A 19,084-nucleotide genomic window follows, 5' to 3' on the forward strand; every position below is an offset into this window, starting at 1 on the left:
GGCACGTGCGGCGTCCACCCTCACACCTCGATCTTTCCGAGGCGCCTGATCACGAAGAAGCCGACGGCGTAGAGGCCGAGCGAGATCAGGATCAGGGTCTGGCCGAGGGGAGAGCCGGTCACCCGCTCCAGCGCGCCCTCGTTCGAGGAGTTGATGAGGAGGAGGGAGCCGAGGCCGAGGAGCGGGACGGTGAAGGCCGTCGCGTGGACCTCCGAGAGCATCGTGCGGACCTCGCGCCGGGTCTCCTTGCGGTCCTCCAGGGTCTGGGTGAGGTTGCGGAGGGAGTTGACGACCGATCCGCCCGCCTTGTTGGAGAGGACCAGTGTCGTGACGAGGACTATCAGTTCGCGGGAGGGGAGGCGTCGCGCCAGTTCCTCCAGGGTGTCGTCGATGGAGCGGCCGAGGGTGAGCTGGCGGGCCACGTGGGAGAGCTCCTCGCCCGCGGGGGCCTCCAGCTCCTCCGCCGCCATCGCCAGGGAGGTGCGCAGCGCCAGGCCCGCCGCCGTCGCGTTGGCGAGGATGCGGGCGACGTCGGGGAGCTGGTTGATGAAGGCCTCGATGCGCTTCTGGCGTTGCCAGTTGAGGAAGATGACCGCGCTCCAGACGGCCACGACTCCGGCGATGGGGCCGAAGAAGGGGGCCAGGGACGCGGCCGCTATCAGCCAGAGGGCGGCGACGACCGCCATGACGTACGTGAAGAACTCGCCGGGGGTCAGGTCGAGGCCTGTGGCGGAGAGGCGCAGGTGGAGTTCGCGGCCCAGGCGGGTGCGGCGCAGGCGGCGGTCGACGGCCGTGAAGCGGCGGACGCGGCCGCCGCCCTCCAGGGCGGGCCGGGTGCCCTCGCCCGCCAGGCGGTCCTCCAGGGCCTGGCGCTGGGCGCGCCCGGACGCGTACGTCTGGAGTCCGGCGACGGCCAGCGTGCCGGTGAGGAGCGTGGCGCCGAGGGCCAGCAGCGTGGGGTTGTTCATCAGCCGGTCGCTTTCGTCGTGTTCGTGGCCGTCGGCTTCCTCGTGTTCATGGCCATCAGCCGATTCGTAGGCATCAGCCGATCGCTTCCCTGGTGTCCAGGACGTCGATGGCCTCGGCCACTCCGTAGGCGGGCGGCACCGGCTCCCCCGCCACGTACAGCTTCTCCGCGACGGGGCGCGGCAGCGGCAGGTGCTCGAAGTAGCCGTGGACGATGCGGTCGGGGCCGGCCGGGCGCGGCACGAAACGGGTCACGGGCGCGATGCGGAACTGCTGGCGGCCGTGGCTGACCAGGAGCACGATCTCGGCGACCTTGCGGGAGCCGTCGGCGTGCCGGGCGAGCTGGACGACGACGTCCACGGCCGAGTTGATCTGGTCGCGCAGGGCCTCGAAGGGGACCTGGACCTCGGACATGGAGCCGAGGGTCTGGAGGCGGGTGAGGGCGTCCTCGGCCGTGTTCGCGTGGACCGTCGCCAGGGAGCCGTCGTGGCCCGTGGACATGGCCTGGAGCATGTCGAGGGTCTCGCCGCCGCGGACCTCGCCGACGATGATGCGGTCGGGGCGCATGCGCAGGGAGTTGCGGACCAGGTCGCGGATGGTTATCTGGCCCTTGCCCTCGACGTTGGGGGGCCTGGATTCGAGGCGGATCACGTGGTCCTGCTGGAGCTGGAGTTCCGCGGAGTCCTCGATGGTGATGATGCGTTCGTGGGCGGGGAGCAGGCCGGAGAGGGCGTTGAGGAGGGTCGTCTTGCCGGAGCCGGTGCCTCCGCTGACGATGATGTTGAAGCGGGCCCGTACGAACGCGGCGAGCAGCATCAGCATGTGCTCGTCGAGCGAGCCGAGGCCGATGAGTTCGGGGAGCGTGTAGGCGCGCGGGAAGCGGCGGATGGTGAGGGTCGCGCCGGTCAGGGCGAGCGGCGGGATGATGACGTTGACGCGTTCGCCGGTGGGCAGGCGGGCGTCGACCATGGGGTTGGACTCGTCGACGCGGCGGTTCACGGTCGAGACGATGCGTTCGATCGTCTGCATCAGCTGGTCCTCGGAGGCGAAGCGGAGGGGCAGCTGTTCCACGCGGCCGGCGCGCTCCACGAAGATCGAGTCGGGGCCGTTGACCATGATCTCCGTGATGGAGGCGTCCGCGAGGAGCGGTTCGAGTACGCCGAGACCCAGGGCCTCGTCGACGACGCGGCGGACCAGGTGGGCGCGCTCGGAGGAGGAGAGGACCGGGCCCTCGCGGCTGATGATGTGGTTGAGGACGCGCTCCAGGCGCAGCCGCCGGTCGGCCGCCGCGAGGGACGACATCTCGGCCAGGTCGATCTCTTCGAGGAGCTTCGCGCGGTACGTCGCCACGAGGCCCTCGTCGCGGTCGGGCGTGACCGCGTCGGCGGGCGAGGCGATACGGGCTCTCAGGCTCATCCGGGTCGGCCTCCGGCCTCGGGGTCGTCGTTGGGCATCGTCGCGGACTTCTCCACGGTCCAGTCGGTGTCGACGAAGGGCAGGAGGGTGGGGACCTGGACGACCACCGTCGCGGTGGTCGTCTCGCCGCTGCCGTCGCCGACGTCGACGGCGGCGTCGATCCCGCTGTCCATGGCGGCGTGCCCGGCCGCCTCCCCGCCGCCCTCGCCCTGCGAGGCCACGCGGGCCGCCGCGCGGGCGCCGGAACCGGCCTGGTTCGCGGCGTAGCCGACGAGGCCGAGCTGGATCGCGGCGAGGCCGATGAGGAGGAGGATGGGGAGGTAGCCGGCGAACTCGAGCATGGAGACGCCCGCGTCGTCGTAGGGGCGGGGGCGGCTCAGTCGCCGGGGGTGGTTCCGTCGCCGGGGGTGTCGCTGTCGCCAGGGGTGGTTCCGTTGCCGGGGATGCCATGACGTCGGCTTCCGGGCGCCCCACGACCGCGGCGCGACGCGCCCGGCCCCCGCCCGGTGCCCGGCCGGCGCGCCCGACGACCACCGCGCCCACCGCCTCACCGCGAGTCCTCCCCCTCGCGAGCCGCCCCCGCCTCCCCCTTCACGGTCCACCCGGCGTCGACCCCCGGGAAGAACAGCGGAACCTCCACGTCCACACGGGCCTTCCACACGTCGCCCTCCTGCGCGCAGGTGATCGAGGCGTCCTGCCAGGCCCCGGGCAGATGCTCCTTGCCCGCGGCCGCGCAGGCCCCCTGGAAGTCCCCGTGCACCGCGGCCGCGGCCGTCGCCGCCCGCGCCGCCTCATCGGCCGCGTTCCCCGCCAGCGAGTACGAGTACCCGTACAGCGCGCACTGCCACAGCAGCCCGACCACGGTGAGCACCAGCGGGAACATCCCGGCGAATTCAAGGGTCACCGCACCCCGGTCGGACCGCAGCCCGTCCTTCACAGTGCCCGCGGAGGCCCCGTCCCCCCGCCCCCGCTCCGACTTCCCCAAACGCCGCGTCCCCCGCCCACCCTTCCGCCCGTGCCCCGCGGACTCCGGCTCCACAAGGCCGAGTTCGCCCGCGAGCCCCCACAGCGCCTGCTTGACCGTGGACTTGCTGTCGAGGTCCTGGAGGCGGCCCGCGTCGACGGGGGCCTGGAGTTCCTTGGGGGCGTCGGGGACGGTGGCGCGGGCGGCTCGGGTGCCGGTGACGCGGGAGACGAGGGACGGCTGGATCTCGGCGCCGCGGGCGGCGCGGTTGACGACCGTCACCGTCTCCTCGGCCTTGCGGATCTGGAGCCGGTCCCAGAGCCGCACCATGCGTTTGGCGGCGCGCACGGCCACCACGTCGGGGGTCACCAGGAGCACGGCCTGGTCGGCCATCTCGATGGCGGTGGCGGTGGCCGACGTGACGTACGTACCGCAGTCGACGACCACGACGTCGTACCGCCCGCGCAGCGCGTTGACCGTCTGCCGGGCGACCCGGTCGGTGATCTCCTCGCCGCGCTCGCCGTCGGCCGGGGCGAGCAGCAGCCCGACGCCGGACTCGTGGGCGTACACCGCGTCCTGGACCACGCGCGGCGAGATGTCGCTGATGGCGGCGAGGTCGGCGACGGAGCGGCGGAACTGCACGTCCAGGTACGAGGCGACGTCGCCCGACTGCAGGTCGAGGTCGAGCAGCGCGGTGCTGCGGCCCGAGGCCTGCGCGGCGAGGGCGAGCTGGACGGCGGCCAGCGTGGTGCCGACGCCGCCCTTCGCGCCGGTGACGGCCACGACCTGGCCGCCGCCGGGCACGGCCGCGCCCGGGCCGCCGCCGTACAACTCCACGGCCGTGCTGCCCAGATGCCGCCGCATCCCGCTCGACCAGGCCGCCGCGGCCTGCACCCGCTCGGCGAGGGCGTCGTAGGCGAGCGGGAAGGTGACGATGCCGCGGGCGCCGCTGTCCATCGCGGCGGTGAGCAGCGCCGGGCTGGTGTCGGCGGTGACGAGCACGACGCCCACCGCGGGGAACCGCAGGACCAGGTCGCGGATCAGGTCGAGCGCGGGCACGGGCGCGATGCGTTCGTGGACGAGGACGACCTCGGGCAGCTCGTCGAGGGAGGCGGCGGCGAGCCGGGCCAGGGTGTCGAGGAGGGCCGTGGAGTCCGTGACGGGCGGGGCGGGTTCGGCGTCGGGGAGCTGCGCGGCGAGGCCGGTGAGGGCGCGGGCGGCGTCCACGTCGCCGACGGCGGGCAGGATGCGGGTGATCACGCTCGGCCTCCCCGGGGCCGGACCCACCGCGCGCGATGAGAGGGAACGTACATAGGCCTGCTCCCCTTACTTGTCCTCGTCCAGGGTGTACGTACGGTCCCCGCGCGGCACGTCGGCCTCGCCCCCCTGCCCGACCAGGGCGAGCCGCACATGGGAGGCGAACGACTCGGCGTACGCGACGCGTTGGGCGTCGCGTGTGTCGAGGGCGAACGTGATGGGCACGGCCTCGTCCTCGCGGCGGCGGCTGCGGTCGTCGCGGTCGCCGTCGAGAGCGGTCAGCTTCCCGACGTCGATGACCTTGGCGCCTTCGACGATGACCTTCGACTGGTCCTTGCCGCGGTCGGTCTCAGCCTTGAAGGTGGCGTAGATGTTGACGGTGGAACCGGGCGTGATCTTCCCCGCCACCCCTGTCGCCGCGTCGATCATGATCGCGATCTCCTGCTGCCCCGGGTCGAGTTGGGGCCGCTTCACGATCATGTCGGTCTGCAGCAGCGACCCCTTCCGCAACTGGGTGACGGCGATCTTCCCGCGGATCTCCCGCAGGTTGGTCACGGCGTTGTCGGACAGCCACCGCTCGGGCATCTCGACCTTCTTGAACTGGTCCGGCTCCAGTTCCTTGTACGGCGCGATGTCCCGCTTCAGCTCGTACGCCTCGACCTCCGGCCCGACCTTGGAGTTCACGTCCCGGATCACCGAGAGCACCCCGGCGAAGGCGCCGAGCGCGCACAGGACCGACAGGACCAGCAGGATGACACCTCGGCGCTGGCGTGAGTTCATGGGCCGGACTACCTACCTCGTTCGTGCGGCGAGTGCGTGTGGCTACGGACAGTGAGCGGGGTGGTGCGTGGGTGTCGGACGCGTGGGTACGCGAACGGGTGCGGCGTTAGGTCCCGCCGCGGGGCAGGGCGTGCACGGCCGGTTCGGGTGCGGCCGGTGGCATCGGCGCGGCGCAGAACGCGCAGCGGTCACCGATGAGTTCGAGACCGCACCAGTGGCAGTCCTCCCTCCGCACGGACGACACCAGTTGGTAGAGCACGGAGATGTCCGGGATGGCCGCGGCGAACTCGACGACCTTGCCGGTGGCCCACCAGCGGGGCGAGTCCGCGGGCAGTTCGACGTCGGCGCAGCCCTGCGCGTTCCAGGCGGGCGCGAGCGTGTCGACGACCCAGTCCGGGGCGAGCTGCCCGGCCGCGTAAAGGAGCTTCGTGCTGAACCCGGGCCCGGCGGGCAGCGCCTCGCCGCCCAGCTTCACCAGCTCGGGCCGCGGCGCCGCGAGCACCGCGAACTGCGCCCCCGGGACCCATGACTTGGTGTGCGACCGCAAGCTCACCGGCACCCGGTCGAGCTTGGCGACGGACCCGAGGAGCGCGCCCGCGTAGATGTAGTGACTGAGCAGCCGGGCGGCGCAGGCGAGCACGCCCGGGCTGAAGTCGCAGATCGACAACTGCCGTAGCTGGAGGGCGAGGACGGAGAGCCCGAGGGGCGGCAGATCGCTGCGCACGATCGCGATGCGGTCGCTCTCCAGGACGGAACGGATGGCGTGCAGCCGGTGCGGGACGGCGGGCGGCGCGGAGGCGGGGCACAGCACGATCACGTGGCCGTGGTGCTCGATCAGCGTGTGCATCTCGGTGAGCGCGTCGTCCAGCGAGGACGCCGTGCGCGCCGCGGACGTCTTCGGCGACTGGGCGACGCCCTGCAGGACTGCGGCGGTCGGGGTGTGGCGGTCGGGCGAGGGCAGCACCAGCTCGGGGCTGGTAACGGCTATCGCGGTCGGCATCCGCACACCCCCGGCTCCGGTCCTCACGCCCACCCTGTCCTCATACGCCTTCTGCCTGAGCACCATATCCAGGCAGGGGCCACCTCAACACCCAACTTCCCACTGTTCACCTCTGGGTTCGCGCGGCGAACACTCCGCGCGAACCCGTCGCGGGAACCTGAACCGGACACACGGGAGGAATGCCCCGCCTCGCCGCACACGTCAGACCATCGCCGGGAGAGCCCCGCGCGGCAGCCCCGCCTGACGCACCATCATGCTCACCGGTCACGCAAGAAGTCTTGACAACCCCAATGGTCTGGACCAGCTTGTACGACCAGCGGTGGCCACCGTTTTCGCACCTCCTCCCCCCGACTCCCCCCACGGAGGCAGAAGATGGACCGCGCACGCAGGAAAAGGAGTGCCCTCGTCGGCGGGCTTGCCGCGCTCGGGCTCGCGATAGCCGGGCTCGCGACCGGTGGCGCCGGGACGGCGGACGCGTCGCAGGGCGCGCAGGACACCGGGACCAAGGCCGCCGTCGGAACCAAGGCCGCCGGGGCCCGGGCCGTGCCCAAGCACGCCGTCACCGGCTACTGGCAGAACTTCAACAACGGCGCCACCGTGCAGAAGCTGAGCCAGGTGCAGGACCAGTACGACATCATCGCCGTGGCCTTCGCCGATGCCACCGGGACGCCCGGGCAGGTGACCTTCAACCTGGACTCGGCCGGGCTCGGCGGGTACACCGTCGACCAGTTCAAGGCCGACATCAAGGCGAAGAAGGCGGCGGGCAAGTCCGTCATCGTCTCGGTCGGCGGTGAGCGCGGGGCGGTCGCGGTGAACAGCCCCACCGCCGCCACGAACTTCGCGAACTCCGTCTACTCCCTCATGCAGGAGTACGGCTTCGACGGCGTCGACATCGACCTGGAGAACGGGCTCGACTCCACCTATATGACGCAGGCCCTGAAGTCGCTGGGGCAGAAGGCCGGGCCCGGGTTCGTCCTGACGATGGCTCCGCAGACCATCGACATGCAGAACACGAACAACGAGTACTTCAAGACGGCCCTGAACGTGAAGGACATCCTCACGGTCGTCAACATGCAGTACTACAACAGCGGTTCGATGCTCGGCTGCGACGGCAAGGTGTACAGCCAGGGTTCCGTGGACTTCCTGACCGCACTCGCCTGCATCCAGCTGGAGGGCGGGCTCGCGCCGTCCCAGGTCGGCATCGGCACACCCGCCTCGACGCGCGGCGCCGGGTCCGGCTACGTCGCCCCGTCCGTCGTCAACAACGCCCTCAACTGCCTGGCCAAGGGCACCGACTGCGGTTCCTTCAAGCCGTCCAAGACCTACCCGGGCATCCGGGGCGCGATGACCTGGTCCACCAACTGGGACGCGGCGGGCGGCAACGCGTGGTCCAACGCCGTGGGCCCGCACGTGCACGGGCTTCCGTAGCCGTACCGTCCGGGGTCACCCTCTGTCCGCAGCGCCGCCGCTCCCCCGGCGGCGCTGCTGTGTGCGTGGGCGTACGGCGGCGCGTCAGAAGAAGCTGCCCCAGTCCTGGTCCGTGATCTGCTTGACGCACAGGATCAGGAACAGCAGTCCCGCGATGGCCAGCATGCCGTTGCTCAGCCAGCCGTTGCGCCACTCGGCGGGCGTGCGCGAGGAGTTGAGCAGCCAGATCAGGGTCAGGGCGAGGAACGGCATGAAGGCCGCGCCGAGCACTCCGTAGAGGATGATCAGGCGGAACGGCTGGCCCTCGAAGAGCAGGATCATCGGCGGGAACGTGAGCCACAGCAGGTACGCGCGGAACGGCACCGACTTCTCGCGGGCGCCGGACGCCACCTCCGCGCCGGTCAGGGCCGTGCTGCCGGCACCCGAGCTCGACTTCCGGTAGCGCTCGACGAAGTCCGCGAACATCAGGCTCACGCCGTGCCAGACGCCGATGAGGGAGGTGAAGGACGTGGCGAGGAAGCCGATCAGGAACAGTTTGGCGGTGGCGTTCCCGTACTCCTTCTCCAGGATGTCGGAGAGCTGGACGAGCCCCTTGTCGCCGCCGGCGATCGCGACGTTCGCGGAGTGCAGCATCTCGGCGCCGACGAAGAGCATCGCGACGACGAAGATCCCGGTGGTGATGTACGCGACGCGGTTGTCGAGGCGCATCACCTTCATCCAGCCCGTGTTCGTCCAGCCCTTGGCGTTGACCCAGTAGCCGTACGCGGCGAGCGTGATGGTGCCGCCGACGCCGCCGATCAGGCCGAGGGTGTTGAGGATCGAGTCCTTCTCGTCCGGCAGGACGGGCAGCAGGCCCGCGAAGGCGTCGCCGAGGTTGGGGGTGACGCGGATCGCCAGGTAGACGGTGACCACGAACATGACGCCGACGAGGACCGTCATGACCTTCTCGAAGACCGCGTACTTGTTGAACCAGACGAAGACCAGGCCGACGACGCCGGTCAGGATCGACCACCACTTCAGGTCCATGACGTCCGGGAACAGCGCCTGCAGCGGCAGCCCCGACGACGACATCGCCGCCGCGCCGTACACGAAACCCCAGATCACGACGTAGACCACGAAGAACCACGTCGTCCAGCGGCCGAGGCTCGACCAGCCGTCGAAGAGGGTGCGGCCGGTGGAGAGGTGCCAGCGGCCGGCCGCCTCGGCCAGGGAGATCTTCACGACGCAGCCGATGACGGCGGCCCACAGCAGTGTGTAGCCGAAGTTGCTGCCCGCGATGAGCGTGGCGACGAGGTCGCCCGCCCCGACGCCGGTCGCGGCCACGACGATGCCGGGGCCGATGTACTTCCAACTGGACTTGCGGGGCACCGCGACGTCCCCTGCTGCGCTGGGTCCACCCTTGGTTTCGGCCATGCGATCAAGAAAGCGCAAAGACTCCTGGTGCACAAGGGGTGCGCAGGGACGGCTCAAAGGAGCCATTGACCGGAGCATGCCATGCCGCGACCATGGGCCCGCACGGCCGTACCACCGGGCGTACGCGCCGCACTCGGCGTACGCCGCACACCCCCGCTCCTCCTTGTAAGCCGCACGCCGCACGGCACCACCCCCCACCCCCACAGGAGCATTCATGCGACTTCGCATACGCGGAAAGAGATCAGCGGCCCTCGCGGCCATGCTGGCCCTCGCGGTCGCGGCGCCCCTCAGCGCCAACGCCTCCGACTCCTCGTCCCCTTCGGCCAAGAAGGCGGCCGCCGCCACCGCGGCCGACGAGGACGTCCGCCAGTACTCCATCCCGGGTCCCTCGACCCCCGCCGCGCGCACGGCGGTCGCCGCCACCGGCGTGTCCATCGACGAGGCCGACGACCACGCGGTCGTCGTCACCGCGGACGCCGCCCAGGCCAAGAAGCTGCGCGCCCTCGGGTACAAGCTCAAGGTGCTGCCCGCGCCGCCCGCCCGCACCGACGGCAAGCGCGCCGAGGTACGGGACTTCCCGCCCGCCGACTCCCGCTACCACAACTACGCCGAGATGAACGCGGAGATCGACCAGCGGCTCCAGCAGTACCCGAACCTGATGAGCAAGCGCGTCATCGGCAAGACGCACCAGGGCCGCGACATCGTCGCCATCAAGATCAGCGACAACGTCGGCACGGACGAGGCCGAGCCCGAGGTCCTCTTCACCCACCACCAGCACGCCCGTGAGCACCTGACGGTGGAGATGGCCCTCTACCTGATGCGCGAACTGGGCGCGGGCTACTCCACCGACGCCCGCGTCAAGAAGGTCGTCGACTCCCGCGAGATCTGGATCGTGCCGGACCTCAACCCCGACGGCGGCGAGTACGACATCGCCAGCGGCTCCTACCGCAGCTGGCGCAAGAACCGCCAGCCCAACGCCGGTTCGTCGAACGTCGGCACCGACATGAACCGCAACTGGAACTTCAAGTGGGGCTGCTGCGGCGGTTCCTCCGGCTCCACCGGCTCCGAGACCTACCGCGGCCCGCGCGCCGAGTCGGCCCCCGAGGTCAAGGTCGTCGCGGACTTCGTACGCAGCCGGGTCGTCGGCGGCAAGCAGCAGATCAAGGCCGGCATCGACTTCCACACGTACAGCGAACTGATCCTGTGGCCCTACGGCTACACCACCGCCGACACGGCCCCCGGCCTCACCCAGGACGACCGCGACGCCCACGCCGCCGTCGGCCGCAAGATGGCCGCGAGCAACGGCTACACCCCCGAACAGGCCAGCGACCTCTACATCACCGACGGCTCCATCGACGACTGGCTGTGGGGCAACCAGAAGATCTTCAGCTACACCTTCGAGATGTACCCGCGCTCCGGCGGTGGCGGCTTCTATCCGCCCGACGAGGTCATCGAACGGGAGACGTCCCGGAACCGGGACGCGGTGCTGCAGCTTCTGGAGAACTCGGACTGCATGTATCGGTCTATTGGGAAGGAGCAGCAGTACTGCTCCGGTAGTTGACGCTGGTTTCGGGGCGCGGAGTGGGGTTGGCCTGGTTCGACCAACCCCACTCCGCGCCCCTTGCCGTCAGTCCCCTTTTGGCGCACCAAGCGTGGGCGGGCCGCTGGGGAGGGTTGCGCCCTCGTCGCACTGATACACCTTCTTGCGAGCTAGGCGCATCACGTCAGCAGCCAGTTCGGCAAATGCCTTGGCGTCCGATTCATTCGACGCAAAATCACCCTCGTCTCTGACAGTCACCTCGATAACTCCAGCCATATCGCGATCTCGGCAGTTCAATAGGAGTACCGCGTCATGCTCCCTTGCGTACCCATAGGACTGCCCAAGCGATACTGGCACGCTACCTTGGATACTAGACCCCTTCTCAACTTTCCGCCTCGCTTCATCTGCAGACCAGACGCCGAGGGATTTCGCATTGAAGACACGGTTGTACTCAACCGACACCCACCGACCTCCACCACTGAAATTGCAGCTCGGAGATGGCTCCTCAGGACGATGAGGGGCACCAAACCCGGCATCCCCATTAATGTACTCGTAATATCTCTTGCCATTCTTCGGCAAGAGCTGGGAAACCGAGTCCGCGGGCAACGATTTCGTGCACACTCGAGCAGGCACCGACACGGCAGGTGCATCCGATGGCCACAGTTGCCATACGGCTACACCGGCAGAGATGGCGACTACCGCAGACACGGCCCCCCACAGTTTGGGCTTTCGATTCAAACCGATGAACATTTTCCTCAGCCACCCCCGCCTTCACCCTGAATCTCAACCTTATAGTGAAGCCGGGTGTCCTGTTCCGCGGCATCTGCCAGCAAAACAGCCTTACGATCTCGGTAGCCCTGCTCCAGGGCCGCGCGGTAAGTCGCCTGATAGACCGCCCGCCCAGTACCCTCCAACTGATCGTTCAGGAATTGTCTTCTTTCTTTACCTGCCACATCACTTGAATCTCGAGTATATTTCTCAACAACAGACTCGCGAGCGTCCTCGGCGATCCAACTGATAGCGTCACCGACAACCGGGAACTTGTTAGCCCCGAGATCAATGACGCGTCCAGCCCACTTGTCAGCGGTGCGAATGCCCTCGTTGAACTCCGCATCCTGTGCGATTCTGTCGTCGTAAACGGCTTGCGTGCGCGCTTCTGCCATGACTCCCGCAATCTGGCCTCCTGGAGACACCAGGTTCTTCACGTCCGTCGCGATCATGCCGTCGGACATTCCCGCGCGGTCCCGAAGGGTTTCGTTGACGAGGTCCGTGGTGACGGATTGCTGGGCGTTGAGGATGGCGCCGTAGGCGTCGGGGTCCTTCCCGACCGCCCCCAGGAAGTCCCGCAGCGTGGAGCCCCCCAGCGAGCCAAGGTTCGCGTTGCTTCCATTGGTCGCGATCTCCCGCTCCCCGTTCATCCCGTCCTGGAAGTCCCGCATGTACTCCGCCGTGATGTTCCCCATGCTGCCCCGCAGCTTCGAATCCTCGAGGATTTCTGGGTTGTTGCCGTAGTAGTCCACGAGGCGGTTGACGAAGGACGCGCTGGCGGCCGAGTGCGGCTTCGGTGGTGCGTCGGCGTCGTAGGGGGTCTGGATGGCGGCGGATTCCAGGGCGTGGCCGAGGCTGGTCTCGTACTGGTCGCGGGGGCCGTCGCCGATGCCCAGCGGTTTCATGGCGTCGTACAGACTGTTGCGGGAGCCGTCCCCGTGGCCGACGAGGTAGTCCCAGTTGTTCTTGGCGTCGGGGCCGCTGTGGAGGAACTGGAGGGACGCCTCCGGGTTGTGGCCGAGGGATTCCATGAAACCGGAGACGGCGTCGCTGGGGGCGTCGCCAGGGAGGTAGTTGAACTGGTTCCCGGAAGTCCGGGCCTCGAAGAGGGGGAGCCCCTTCTCGTGCTCCAGGAGTTTGCCGCCGTAGTCCTGAAGGAACTTGGTGTCGAACTTCCCCTTCTGCATCAGGCTCGACATGACGTCGAAGCCGTACGGCGGGGTGCCCCCACCCATTCCCGGGACGGCGGGCAGCCGCTGGCCCCCGGCCTCGATCATGTCCTTCTTCCACGCGTCCATCGCCGGGCTCTCGACCTTGGTGGCCCCGGCGAGCGTGAGGCTCAGGTTCTCCTGGACACCGCCGAGGATCTCGGCACGTTCGGGCCCCACCACGCCCATCGTCCCGGCGGGGACGGCGAGGTCGCGCCAGAAGCGGAGGGTGCCCTCGGCGCCGAGCTCGGTGGCGAAGCGTTCACCGAAGGCGGGGGTGTCCCGGTAGCGGGCGAGGTCGTCGTTGAAGCGTTTGAGCTTCTCGTCGCTCCACCCGGCGGCGTCGCCCTTGGCGACCTCCTTGGCCCAGCGGTCCGCGTCCGCCCGGCCCTGGAGGTCCTTCGCGTGGGCGAGGCCGTTCACATGGACGTCGGAGAAGTCGTGCTTGCCGCGTGCCAGCGCGCGTAGGGCCCGTTCGGCGATGCGGTCCGTCTCGTCCGCCTCGCGCAGGACGCGGGTCGCGTCCACCATGACCGCGACCAGATCCGCCTGCGTGGGCACGCCGTCCTCGGCGGCGTCCCGCGGGGAGCGAGCCTCCGCCCCGCCCGCGGGGGTGATGCGGATGTTGCGCTTCGCGGCGCCGTCCGCCACCCGCTCCATCTCGTCCTTGTGCTGGGCGAACGCCTTGAGCGCACCCTGAAGGACCGCGAGGACGCTCCGCGCCGAGGTGACGGCGTCGTCGAACTCGGACGCCGTCTTGACCACGAAGCCCTTGCCCACCGTGGCGTTGACGCCCTTCCAACTGGCCAGTTCCGCCTTGCGCTTGAGCAGGGCCGCGCTGTCGGCGCCGCCCCCGCCGGTGGCCAGCTCGCTCAGACGCCGCGCCATCACCTCCCAGTCGTCCACGGCGGACCCCAGTCTGCCCAGCCTGAGCCCAAGGAGGTCCTGAACGGTCAGCATGCTCGCGCCCTCGTCTCCGTCCCCGGCTCCGTCACTTCATGTACTTGTCGATGGCCGACGCGGAAACGGACGTGGCGACCTTGTCGTCGTCCTTCTTGTGCTGTGCGCGGGTGAAGTCGAGGTGGTTGGAGATGTGGCCGCACGCGTCCACGAGGGTCCTCGACTTGGAGTTCCAGGCGTCGTGCAGCTCGGTGAGGGCGGCGCCGATGTCGAGCCCCTCGTTGGACAGTTCGACGGCTGCGCCGAAGGTCGCCTCGCGGGCGTGGTCGGAGTCCTTGCGGAGGCGGTCGCGGAGCCGGTAGGCGATGCCGCCGAGCTGGCCCAGCTCGGCGTCGTGGACGACGAGGTCTCCGTCTGCGCCCGGGCCGGTGGAGGGGTCCACCTGGTTCAGGCGGGTACGCGCGGCCGCCTTCTGGGCGGCTTCGGCCTTCAGCTGCTCCCACTCTTCCCACGCCATGTCATGGCCTCCCCGTGACGTGCACGTCTGCCGCGGCCCGCCGCTTGCGGGCCGCCAGGGCGGCGACCGCCCCACCGATCAACGCCGCCGCCCCGACTCCCGTCACGATCCAGGTTGTTGCGCCCGCGCCGCCGCCCCCGCCCTCGGTGGCCTCCGGGGCTGCCGCCGGGGTCTCTTCAGCGTCCGGCGCCGCTGCCTTGGAGCGCGAAGGAGCGGGCGTGGACTGCTTCAGGTCCGGCAGCGGGTACTCGTCCGCCGGACCTGGATCGCCGGGGTTCCGCAGGGCGACCCGGGGGCGGACGATGCCGTAGCCGATGGAGTCGTTGCGCTTGGCGCCGTCCGTGGGGGCGCCGATGGTGTTGAGCATGACGCGGAGGACCTGGTTGTTGGTCCAGTCGGGGTGCTTGGACCAGATCAACGCGGCGCTGGCGGAGGCGAGGGCGGTAGCGCTGCTGGTGCCGTGGCTGTTGCAGACGCCCTTGCCCGACGCACAGGTTGTGTAGATCTCATCGCCGGGTGCGGCCATGTCCACCTGCCTGCCGTATTGGGACTCCTTCGTCTTACGGAGGTTCTTGCCGACTGCTCCCACTCCGACCACGCCTGGTGTGCCCGCCGGATAGCGAAGCTCCGAGATCCCCTCGTTGCCGACTCCCGCAAAAACGAGCGAGCCCTTGTCCAGGGCGTACCGCACAGCCGCTGTGAGCTGTGGGGATCCCTTGGTCATCCCCATCGAGATGCTGATGACCTTCGCCCCGTGATCGGCCGCGTAGCGGATGCCCTGGCTGAAAGCCCTGTTGCCCTCGCCGAGGTGCTGATTGGAATCCAGCCCGTACTCCGGGATCCGGATAGGCAGAAGCTTGGCTCCCGGCGCGAGGCCGAAGGTGCCGGTTCCACCGCCTCCCTTGCCTGTTCCCGCGATCAGGAGTGCCATGTTGGTTCCGTGACCTTGTGGGTCGGTGTGTTCGTCACCCGCCCTCGTGAGCGCCAGGTCCTTGCCCGGTAGCACTCGGCCCCGCAGATCCGACAGGTCGGGGTTGACGCCCGTGTCGATGACAGCGACGGTGACGCCCTTGCCCGTACTGCTCCGCCAGACCTTCTCGGCCTGCATGGCGCTGAGGTGCCACTGCTTCTCACGCACGGACTCCGCGTGAGCGGGCGCGGCCGCGACACCCGCCAGCAGGATGCCCACAGCACCCGAGACGACGCTCCGCCACCGTCCGTTGTGCAGCGTACTGGCAGCCATCTGCTCTCTCATGACCTCATGGTTTCTGGGTGGGGGATCAGTGGGTGGGGGACTGGCCGAAGGGTCACTGGAGTTCAGTCAATGACAGGCGGGACTACCCGGCGACCGTCGGGACGCCAGGTCTCCGGGTCCTCCGTGAGGTAGTCCGGCCTTCCGTCCCGCTCCTCGTCTCGTCGTGAACGTGCGGGCTGAGCGGTGCTCGGCGGCATGGCGCCACGCGTCGGCCCTTGGCGTCGGGGCTGCCCTCCTACGACGCCGTTGGTAGCACCTATGGGCCGCTGCCCCGCTGCCGTCCCTCGCCCAGCGCCCGACCCGCCCGGGCCCGTCCCGACAGGAGTCCCACCGGCGACCGCCCCTCGGGGCAACCCTCCGGTCGGCCCGCTAGGGGCTGACGGCGTGGGACGGCCGCCGATGATGCCGGAGCCTCCCGGCACACGTCCAGCAGGTGGGCTCGCGGGTGGAACCCTGGGGGTGCCTCCGACCACTGGCTGTGCCGGGCTCGTCGGGCGCGGGGGCGGCAGGGCCGGTCCCCCGCTGGGCGTTCGCCCAGGAGCCGGTCCCACCGGTCCACCTCCGGTCGGGCGTCCAAGGGACGGCCCTACCGGTCCGACACCCGTTGGACGTCCGGGAGGAGGCCCCACCGGCCCGTCACGGGGCGGCAGGAGTGAACGACCACCGGGCCCCACGGGACCTGGGCCCGGTCGCTTCACGGCATTCATGGGCGGACTCAGCCGCCGTCCCGAAGGTGGCGGAAACAGGCCTATGGGTTGTGTCATTCCATCGGGTCTGACCGGGGTCGACGGAACCCCTGGAGGGGAAGACGAAGGTGCAGACGGGACGTCAGGGAGCGTTTGCGTACTGTCGACTTGGACGCCCACCGCATCCGGGACAGGGGGCACGGGGCGGGGGCCCATGCCCGTTGGAGTGTCAGGGCTGCCTCCTGCCCCGCCGGGCCCGGAGGCAGCGACTGGTGGCCGTACCGATTCACCGAGGGGAGCCGAACCCGCTGGCACTCCCCCAAGCCCTCCAGCAGTTGGCACGGTCCCGCCATCGTCACCAGGGGACACCGCATTGATGCGCCATGACGGCCCCGGTCTCATATCCACCGGTACCCGAGGAAACCGCGGCCTCTCCAACCCCTCCAACTGCTCCGCAGACAACTGATACGCCTGCCCCAGCTTCCGCATCTCCGCCGCCGCCTCCTGGCGGACCTTCTCCTTGCCCGCCGCGATCCGCTCCAGCTCGTCCGCCGACTTCGAGCCGACCGCCCGCGCGTCCGGGTCGTTGGGGTTGGCCTGGGCGGCCTTCAAGTTGGCCTGGGCGTCGCCCTTGTCGCGCGGGATCGACGCCTGGGCCGTGGCGATCGCCTCGGACGCCCGGGCGAGCCACTTCGCGGACTCCTCGCTGAAGTCGCCCAGACGGAGCGTGGAGTTGGCCAGGTCGCCGCTCCACGTACGGAACGCCGTCGCACCCTCGCCCTTCCACCGCACCCACTGCGGCCGCACCTTCAGCTCATCCGCGATCTTCCGGATCTCCGTGGCCGCGGCGACGAGCCGGTCGGCGGCCGCCTGGACGTGGCCGCTGTTCGCCTGGTCCAGCCAGGCCAGCATCTGCTCGTGGCTCATGGACTCGAACGAGGTGCCGCCCATCAGATCGTGCCGCCCATCAGATCGTCCCTCCCGCGTCGCCCGACCCGCCGGTCGACCCCCGGTCCGCCCGCCCCGGATTCTCCCTGCCGCCGGCGCCCCCTGCGCCGCCCGCGCCACCCGCACCGTCGGCCTCGTACCGCTCCGCGATCCCCGCACTGATCTCCGCCATGCGATCGCGAATGTCGTCGTCGACGTTCCGATAGCCCTTGTGCGCGGCGAGGACGGCGATGCCCATGCCCTCTATGGAGTCGGAGAGGAGCTTGGACAGCTTCTCCAGTTCGGTGATCACCGTTTCGTACGCGCCGAAGACGCCGGACGCCTCGGCCCACGCCCCGTCCCCGCCCCCGAACTGAGCGCGCGCAAGGGGCTCTTGTCCCACCTTGGCCGGGCCTGCCGGGGATCCTTTGAGGTCGTGGATCAGCTCGTCGACGCGCTGTCTGAACCTGACGAAGGACGAGAACTCCGTGGCCACATCGGCGGCGGCGTCCCGTACGCCGCCGAGCACGTCCGGCATCCCCGACGCATCGCCCGACCGCCCTGACGGCGTCGCACCACCCGAGCCTGACAGCACCAGTCCACCCCCACGAACGACCACAGCCAGATCACATAGCTATCGCGAACTGCTGAGCAACTCTAGCCACGGGGTACGACAGTCCGTATTCAGATGATCACCCGCGGCACCAGTTCCAGCCATCACGAGGTCCACCAGGCCGACCCATCGCTCCGTCGCACGGCGCCTTGCCCTGTCCAGGGCTGCTCGCGGAGGGCCATGCGCCAACGACCGCGCCGTACCAGCCAAAGCATGTGCGTTGCCGCGAACGGCGCGTCTCGGCAGCAGCAACGGGTGCCCACCCAACGGCTCACAGCCCGGCCCCTGGGGCACGTGGCTCAGGAGGCGGGAGGCGCCCCGGGGTTGGGCACCGCCCGGCCCCAAAGTTCTTCTGCGTGCTCAGTGAACCGCGCGAACATTCCCGAGTCGCCCTGTCGACGCAGATGCAGCAGCGGTGAATCGTGACCGACCAGCCGGGCCAAGTGAGGCGTCACCAAAGCGTCGTCGTCGAAGCGGAATACCGACAGAGATACATGATTCACCGCGTCTTCCGCGCTGATGCGACGTGCCTCCAGGCCGGGGAGGGACCCCAGCCGCTCAAGGTGCTCAAGCGTGATCCGGATGCGAGTGGACACGCTCAGGGCCACGTCTTCAATGACCTCACGTTGCCGCGTCACCTCCCCCTCCGGATCGCCGACGAGGAAGCGCACCTTCACGCCTGCTTCGGCCTTCCGGCGCACGGTGTCGGCGAACTGCGGGATCTGCGTCCAGAAGAAGTAGTTCGTGTAGCCGGCCAGGAAGATTTCGGACTCGGCGCCTTCTACGAGATCTGACCACACCGTCGAAGGGCAGGCCGAGCGATACGGGTAGCTGTGGACGATCTCACGGTCGATGCCGGTCTTGATGCGGTTCTTGACAGCCTGCGGCCACAGCATCTCTTCATCCACTCCCAACGCTCGCGCGGCGTCCTCACGATTCCTTGCGTGCGGGGTCAACTCGGCGTCCCCGAGCCACCGTTCCACTTGCTTCCGCGACACTCCCACCCGGTGCGCCAACTGTCGCGGCGTCAGGCCCGCCTCCATTAAGGCCACCTGCAGAGCGTTGTTCAATGTCAACCCCCGCGACATGGACGTTTGGGCCTTCTTCGACCTTAGCCGCGAACTGCCCAACTGTCCCCGAAAGCACGTCGATACGTTCGCAAAGCACAGCCACGATCTCGTCATGACCGAGCCGACGCGATACCCCGGACAACCCATCGAGCTTCCGCTGGACCCGTGGCTGTACGACTGCCTACCGATGCACGGCTGCGAGGTCTGCGAGGCATTGGCCCGACAGCGGAACGCCGCCCTCAAGAGCGGCGACACTTGGACTGCCTATCGGGCAGCCTCGGAAATCCGCGACCACCGCAACCACTCGGTCGCGGCGGTCCACGAAGTGACGTGCAGCCCGGACCAGCCATAGCGTCGCCCTGCCGCCCGCAGCGGC

General features: G+C 69.5%; 15 protein-coding genes. 3 read left to right on the plus strand and 12 right to left on the minus strand.

Translation table 11 applies throughout. The features are described from left to right. Positions 1-20: 20 nt before the first annotated feature. The 6 genes from IE274_RS06475 to IE274_RS06500 all read right to left on the minus strand — a co-directional run bounded on the left by IE274_RS06475 (position 21) and on the right by IE274_RS06500 (position 6,383). On the minus strand, positions 21-968 hold the full coding sequence (locus tag IE274_RS06475; protein WP_190114586.1) for a type II secretion system F family protein: 948 nt from the start codon (positions 966-968) through the stop codon (positions 21-23). Positions 969-1,041: 73 nt separating this feature from the next. After that, positions 1,042-2,382, minus strand: coding sequence for a TadA family conjugal transfer-associated ATPase (locus IE274_RS06480; protein ID WP_190114587.1), 1,341 nt, complete (start codon positions 2,380-2,382; stop codon positions 1,042-1,044). Beyond that, positions 2,379-2,723 carry a TadE/TadG family type IV pilus assembly protein gene (locus IE274_RS06485; protein WP_190114588.1) on the minus strand — a complete coding sequence of 115 codons (345 nt, stop codon included), beginning with the start codon at positions 2,721-2,723 and terminating at the stop codon, positions 2,379-2,381. The genes IE274_RS06480 and IE274_RS06485 overlap by 4 nt, the downstream gene beginning before the upstream one ends. Positions 2,724-2,929: 206 nt before the next feature. Then, positions 2,930-4,606 carry a CpaE/TadZ family protein gene (locus IE274_RS06490; protein WP_190114589.1) on the minus strand — a complete coding sequence of 559 codons (1,677 nt, stop codon included), beginning with the start codon at positions 4,604-4,606 and terminating at the stop codon, positions 2,930-2,932. 66 nt (positions 4,607-4,672) lie between these two features. Further along, on the minus strand, positions 4,673-5,383 hold the full coding sequence (gene cpaB / locus IE274_RS06495; RefSeq protein ID WP_190114590.1) for a Flp pilus assembly protein CpaB: 711 nt from the start codon (positions 5,381-5,383) through the stop codon (positions 4,673-4,675). A 106-nt stretch (positions 5,384-5,489) separates the two neighbouring features. After that, positions 5,490-6,383 (minus strand): hypothetical protein, encoded by an 894-nt coding sequence (locus tag IE274_RS06500; protein ID WP_190114591.1) that lies wholly within the window; start codon positions 6,381-6,383, stop codon positions 5,490-5,492. Positions 6,384-6,755: 372 nt separating this feature from the next. Between IE274_RS06500 and IE274_RS06505 the strand changes: the two genes are divergently transcribed. Then, positions 6,756-7,811: a chitinase gene (locus IE274_RS06505; protein WP_190114592.1), complete on the plus strand. Its 1,056-nt coding sequence runs from the start codon at positions 6,756-6,758 to the stop codon at positions 7,809-7,811. Positions 7,812-7,895: 84 nt separating this feature from the next. On the opposite strand, the gene IE274_RS06510 is transcribed toward IE274_RS06505, so the two are convergent. Continuing rightward, entirely contained in the window at positions 7,896-9,224 is a 1,329-nt protein-coding gene (locus IE274_RS06510; protein WP_190114593.1) for an Nramp family divalent metal transporter, read from the minus strand. A 214-nt stretch (positions 9,225-9,438) separates the two neighbouring features. Between IE274_RS06510 and IE274_RS06515 the strand changes: the two genes are divergently transcribed. Next, positions 9,439-10,785, plus strand: a complete 1,347-nt coding sequence (locus IE274_RS06515; protein WP_190114594.1) for a M14 family metallopeptidase — start codon at positions 9,439-9,441, stop codon at positions 10,783-10,785. 734 nt (positions 10,786-11,519) lie between these two features. On the opposite strand, the gene IE274_RS06520 is transcribed toward IE274_RS06515, so the two are convergent. The 5 genes from IE274_RS06520 to IE274_RS06540 all read right to left on the minus strand — a co-directional run bounded on the left by IE274_RS06520 (position 11,520) and on the right by IE274_RS06540 (position 18,681). Beyond that, complete coding sequence (locus IE274_RS06520; RefSeq protein ID WP_190114595.1) at positions 11,520-13,646, minus strand: hypothetical protein; 2,127 nt, start codon at positions 13,644-13,646, stop codon at positions 11,520-11,522. An 85-nt stretch (positions 13,647-13,731) separates the two neighbouring features. Further along, on the minus strand, positions 13,732-14,157 hold the full coding sequence (locus IE274_RS06525) for a hypothetical protein (protein ID WP_190114596.1): 426 nt from the start codon (positions 14,155-14,157) through the stop codon (positions 13,732-13,734). 1 nt (position 14,158) lies between these two features. Then, positions 14,159-15,400, minus strand: coding sequence for a type VII secretion-associated serine protease mycosin (mycP, locus tag IE274_RS06530; RefSeq protein ID WP_229909267.1), 1,242 nt, complete (start codon positions 15,398-15,400; stop codon positions 14,159-14,161). A gap of 1,665 nt (positions 15,401-17,065) precedes the next feature. Continuing rightward, complete coding sequence (locus IE274_RS06535; RefSeq protein ID WP_229909269.1) at positions 17,066-17,563, minus strand: DUF2563 family protein; 498 nt, start codon at positions 17,561-17,563, stop codon at positions 17,066-17,068. A gap of 374 nt (positions 17,564-17,937) precedes the next feature. Further along, positions 17,938-18,681, minus strand: coding sequence for a helix-turn-helix domain-containing protein (locus IE274_RS06540; RefSeq protein ID WP_229909271.1), 744 nt, complete (start codon positions 18,679-18,681; stop codon positions 17,938-17,940). A 43-nt stretch (positions 18,682-18,724) separates the two neighbouring features. Here IE274_RS06540 and IE274_RS06545 point away from each other — a divergent pair, with 43 nt between their 5' ends. After that, the gene (locus IE274_RS06545) at positions 18,725-19,060 is read left to right on the plus strand and encodes a hypothetical protein (protein WP_229909273.1); all 336 of its coding nucleotides are present in this window, start codon (positions 18,725-18,727) and stop codon (positions 19,058-19,060) included. Positions 19,061-19,084: the final 24 nt, after the last annotated feature.

The organism is Streptomyces flavofungini (assembly GCF_014650815.1).
GTDB lineage: Bacteria > Actinomycetota > Actinomycetes > Streptomycetales > Streptomycetaceae > Streptomyces > Streptomyces flavofungini.

Coding starts and splice junctions, on each gene's coding strand:
- IE274_RS06475 (WP_190114586.1), bottom strand. CDS start 968: ATGAACAACCCCACGCTGCTGGCCCTCGGCGCCACGCTCCTCACCGGC.
- IE274_RS06480 (WP_190114587.1), bottom strand. CDS start 2,382: ATGAGCCTGAGAGCCCGTATCGCCTCGCCCGCCGACGCGGTCACGCCC.
- IE274_RS06485 (WP_190114588.1), bottom strand. CDS start 2,723: ATGCTCGAGTTCGCCGGCTACCTCCCCATCCTCCTCCTCATCGGCCTC.
- cpaB (WP_190114590.1), bottom strand. CDS start 5,383: ATGAACTCACGCCAGCGCCGAGGTGTCATCCTGCTGGTCCTGTCGGTC.
- IE274_RS06500 (WP_190114591.1), bottom strand. CDS start 6,383: ATGCCGACCGCGATAGCCGTTACCAGCCCCGAGCTGGTGCTGCCCTCG.
- IE274_RS06505 (WP_190114592.1), top strand. CDS start 6,756: ATGGACCGCGCACGCAGGAAAAGGAGTGCCCTCGTCGGCGGGCTTGCC.
- IE274_RS06510 (WP_190114593.1), bottom strand. CDS start 9,224: ATGGCCGAAACCAAGGGTGGACCCAGCGCAGCAGGGGACGTCGCGGTG.
- IE274_RS06515 (WP_190114594.1), top strand. CDS start 9,439: ATGCGACTTCGCATACGCGGAAAGAGATCAGCGGCCCTCGCGGCCATG.
- IE274_RS06525 (WP_190114596.1), bottom strand. CDS start 14,157: ATGGCGTGGGAAGAGTGGGAGCAGCTGAAGGCCGAAGCCGCCCAGAAG.
- mycP (WP_229909267.1), bottom strand. CDS start 15,400: ATGGCTGCCAGTACGCTGCACAACGGACGGTGGCGGAGCGTCGTCTCG.
- IE274_RS06535 (WP_229909269.1), bottom strand. CDS start 17,563: ATGCCGGACGTGCTCGGCGGCGTACGGGACGCCGCCGCCGATGTGGCC.
- IE274_RS06540 (WP_229909271.1), bottom strand. CDS start 18,681: ATGGAGGCGGGCCTGACGCCGCGACAGTTGGCGCACCGGGTGGGAGTG.
- IE274_RS06545 (WP_229909273.1), top strand. CDS start 18,725: ATGGACGTTTGGGCCTTCTTCGACCTTAGCCGCGAACTGCCCAACTGT.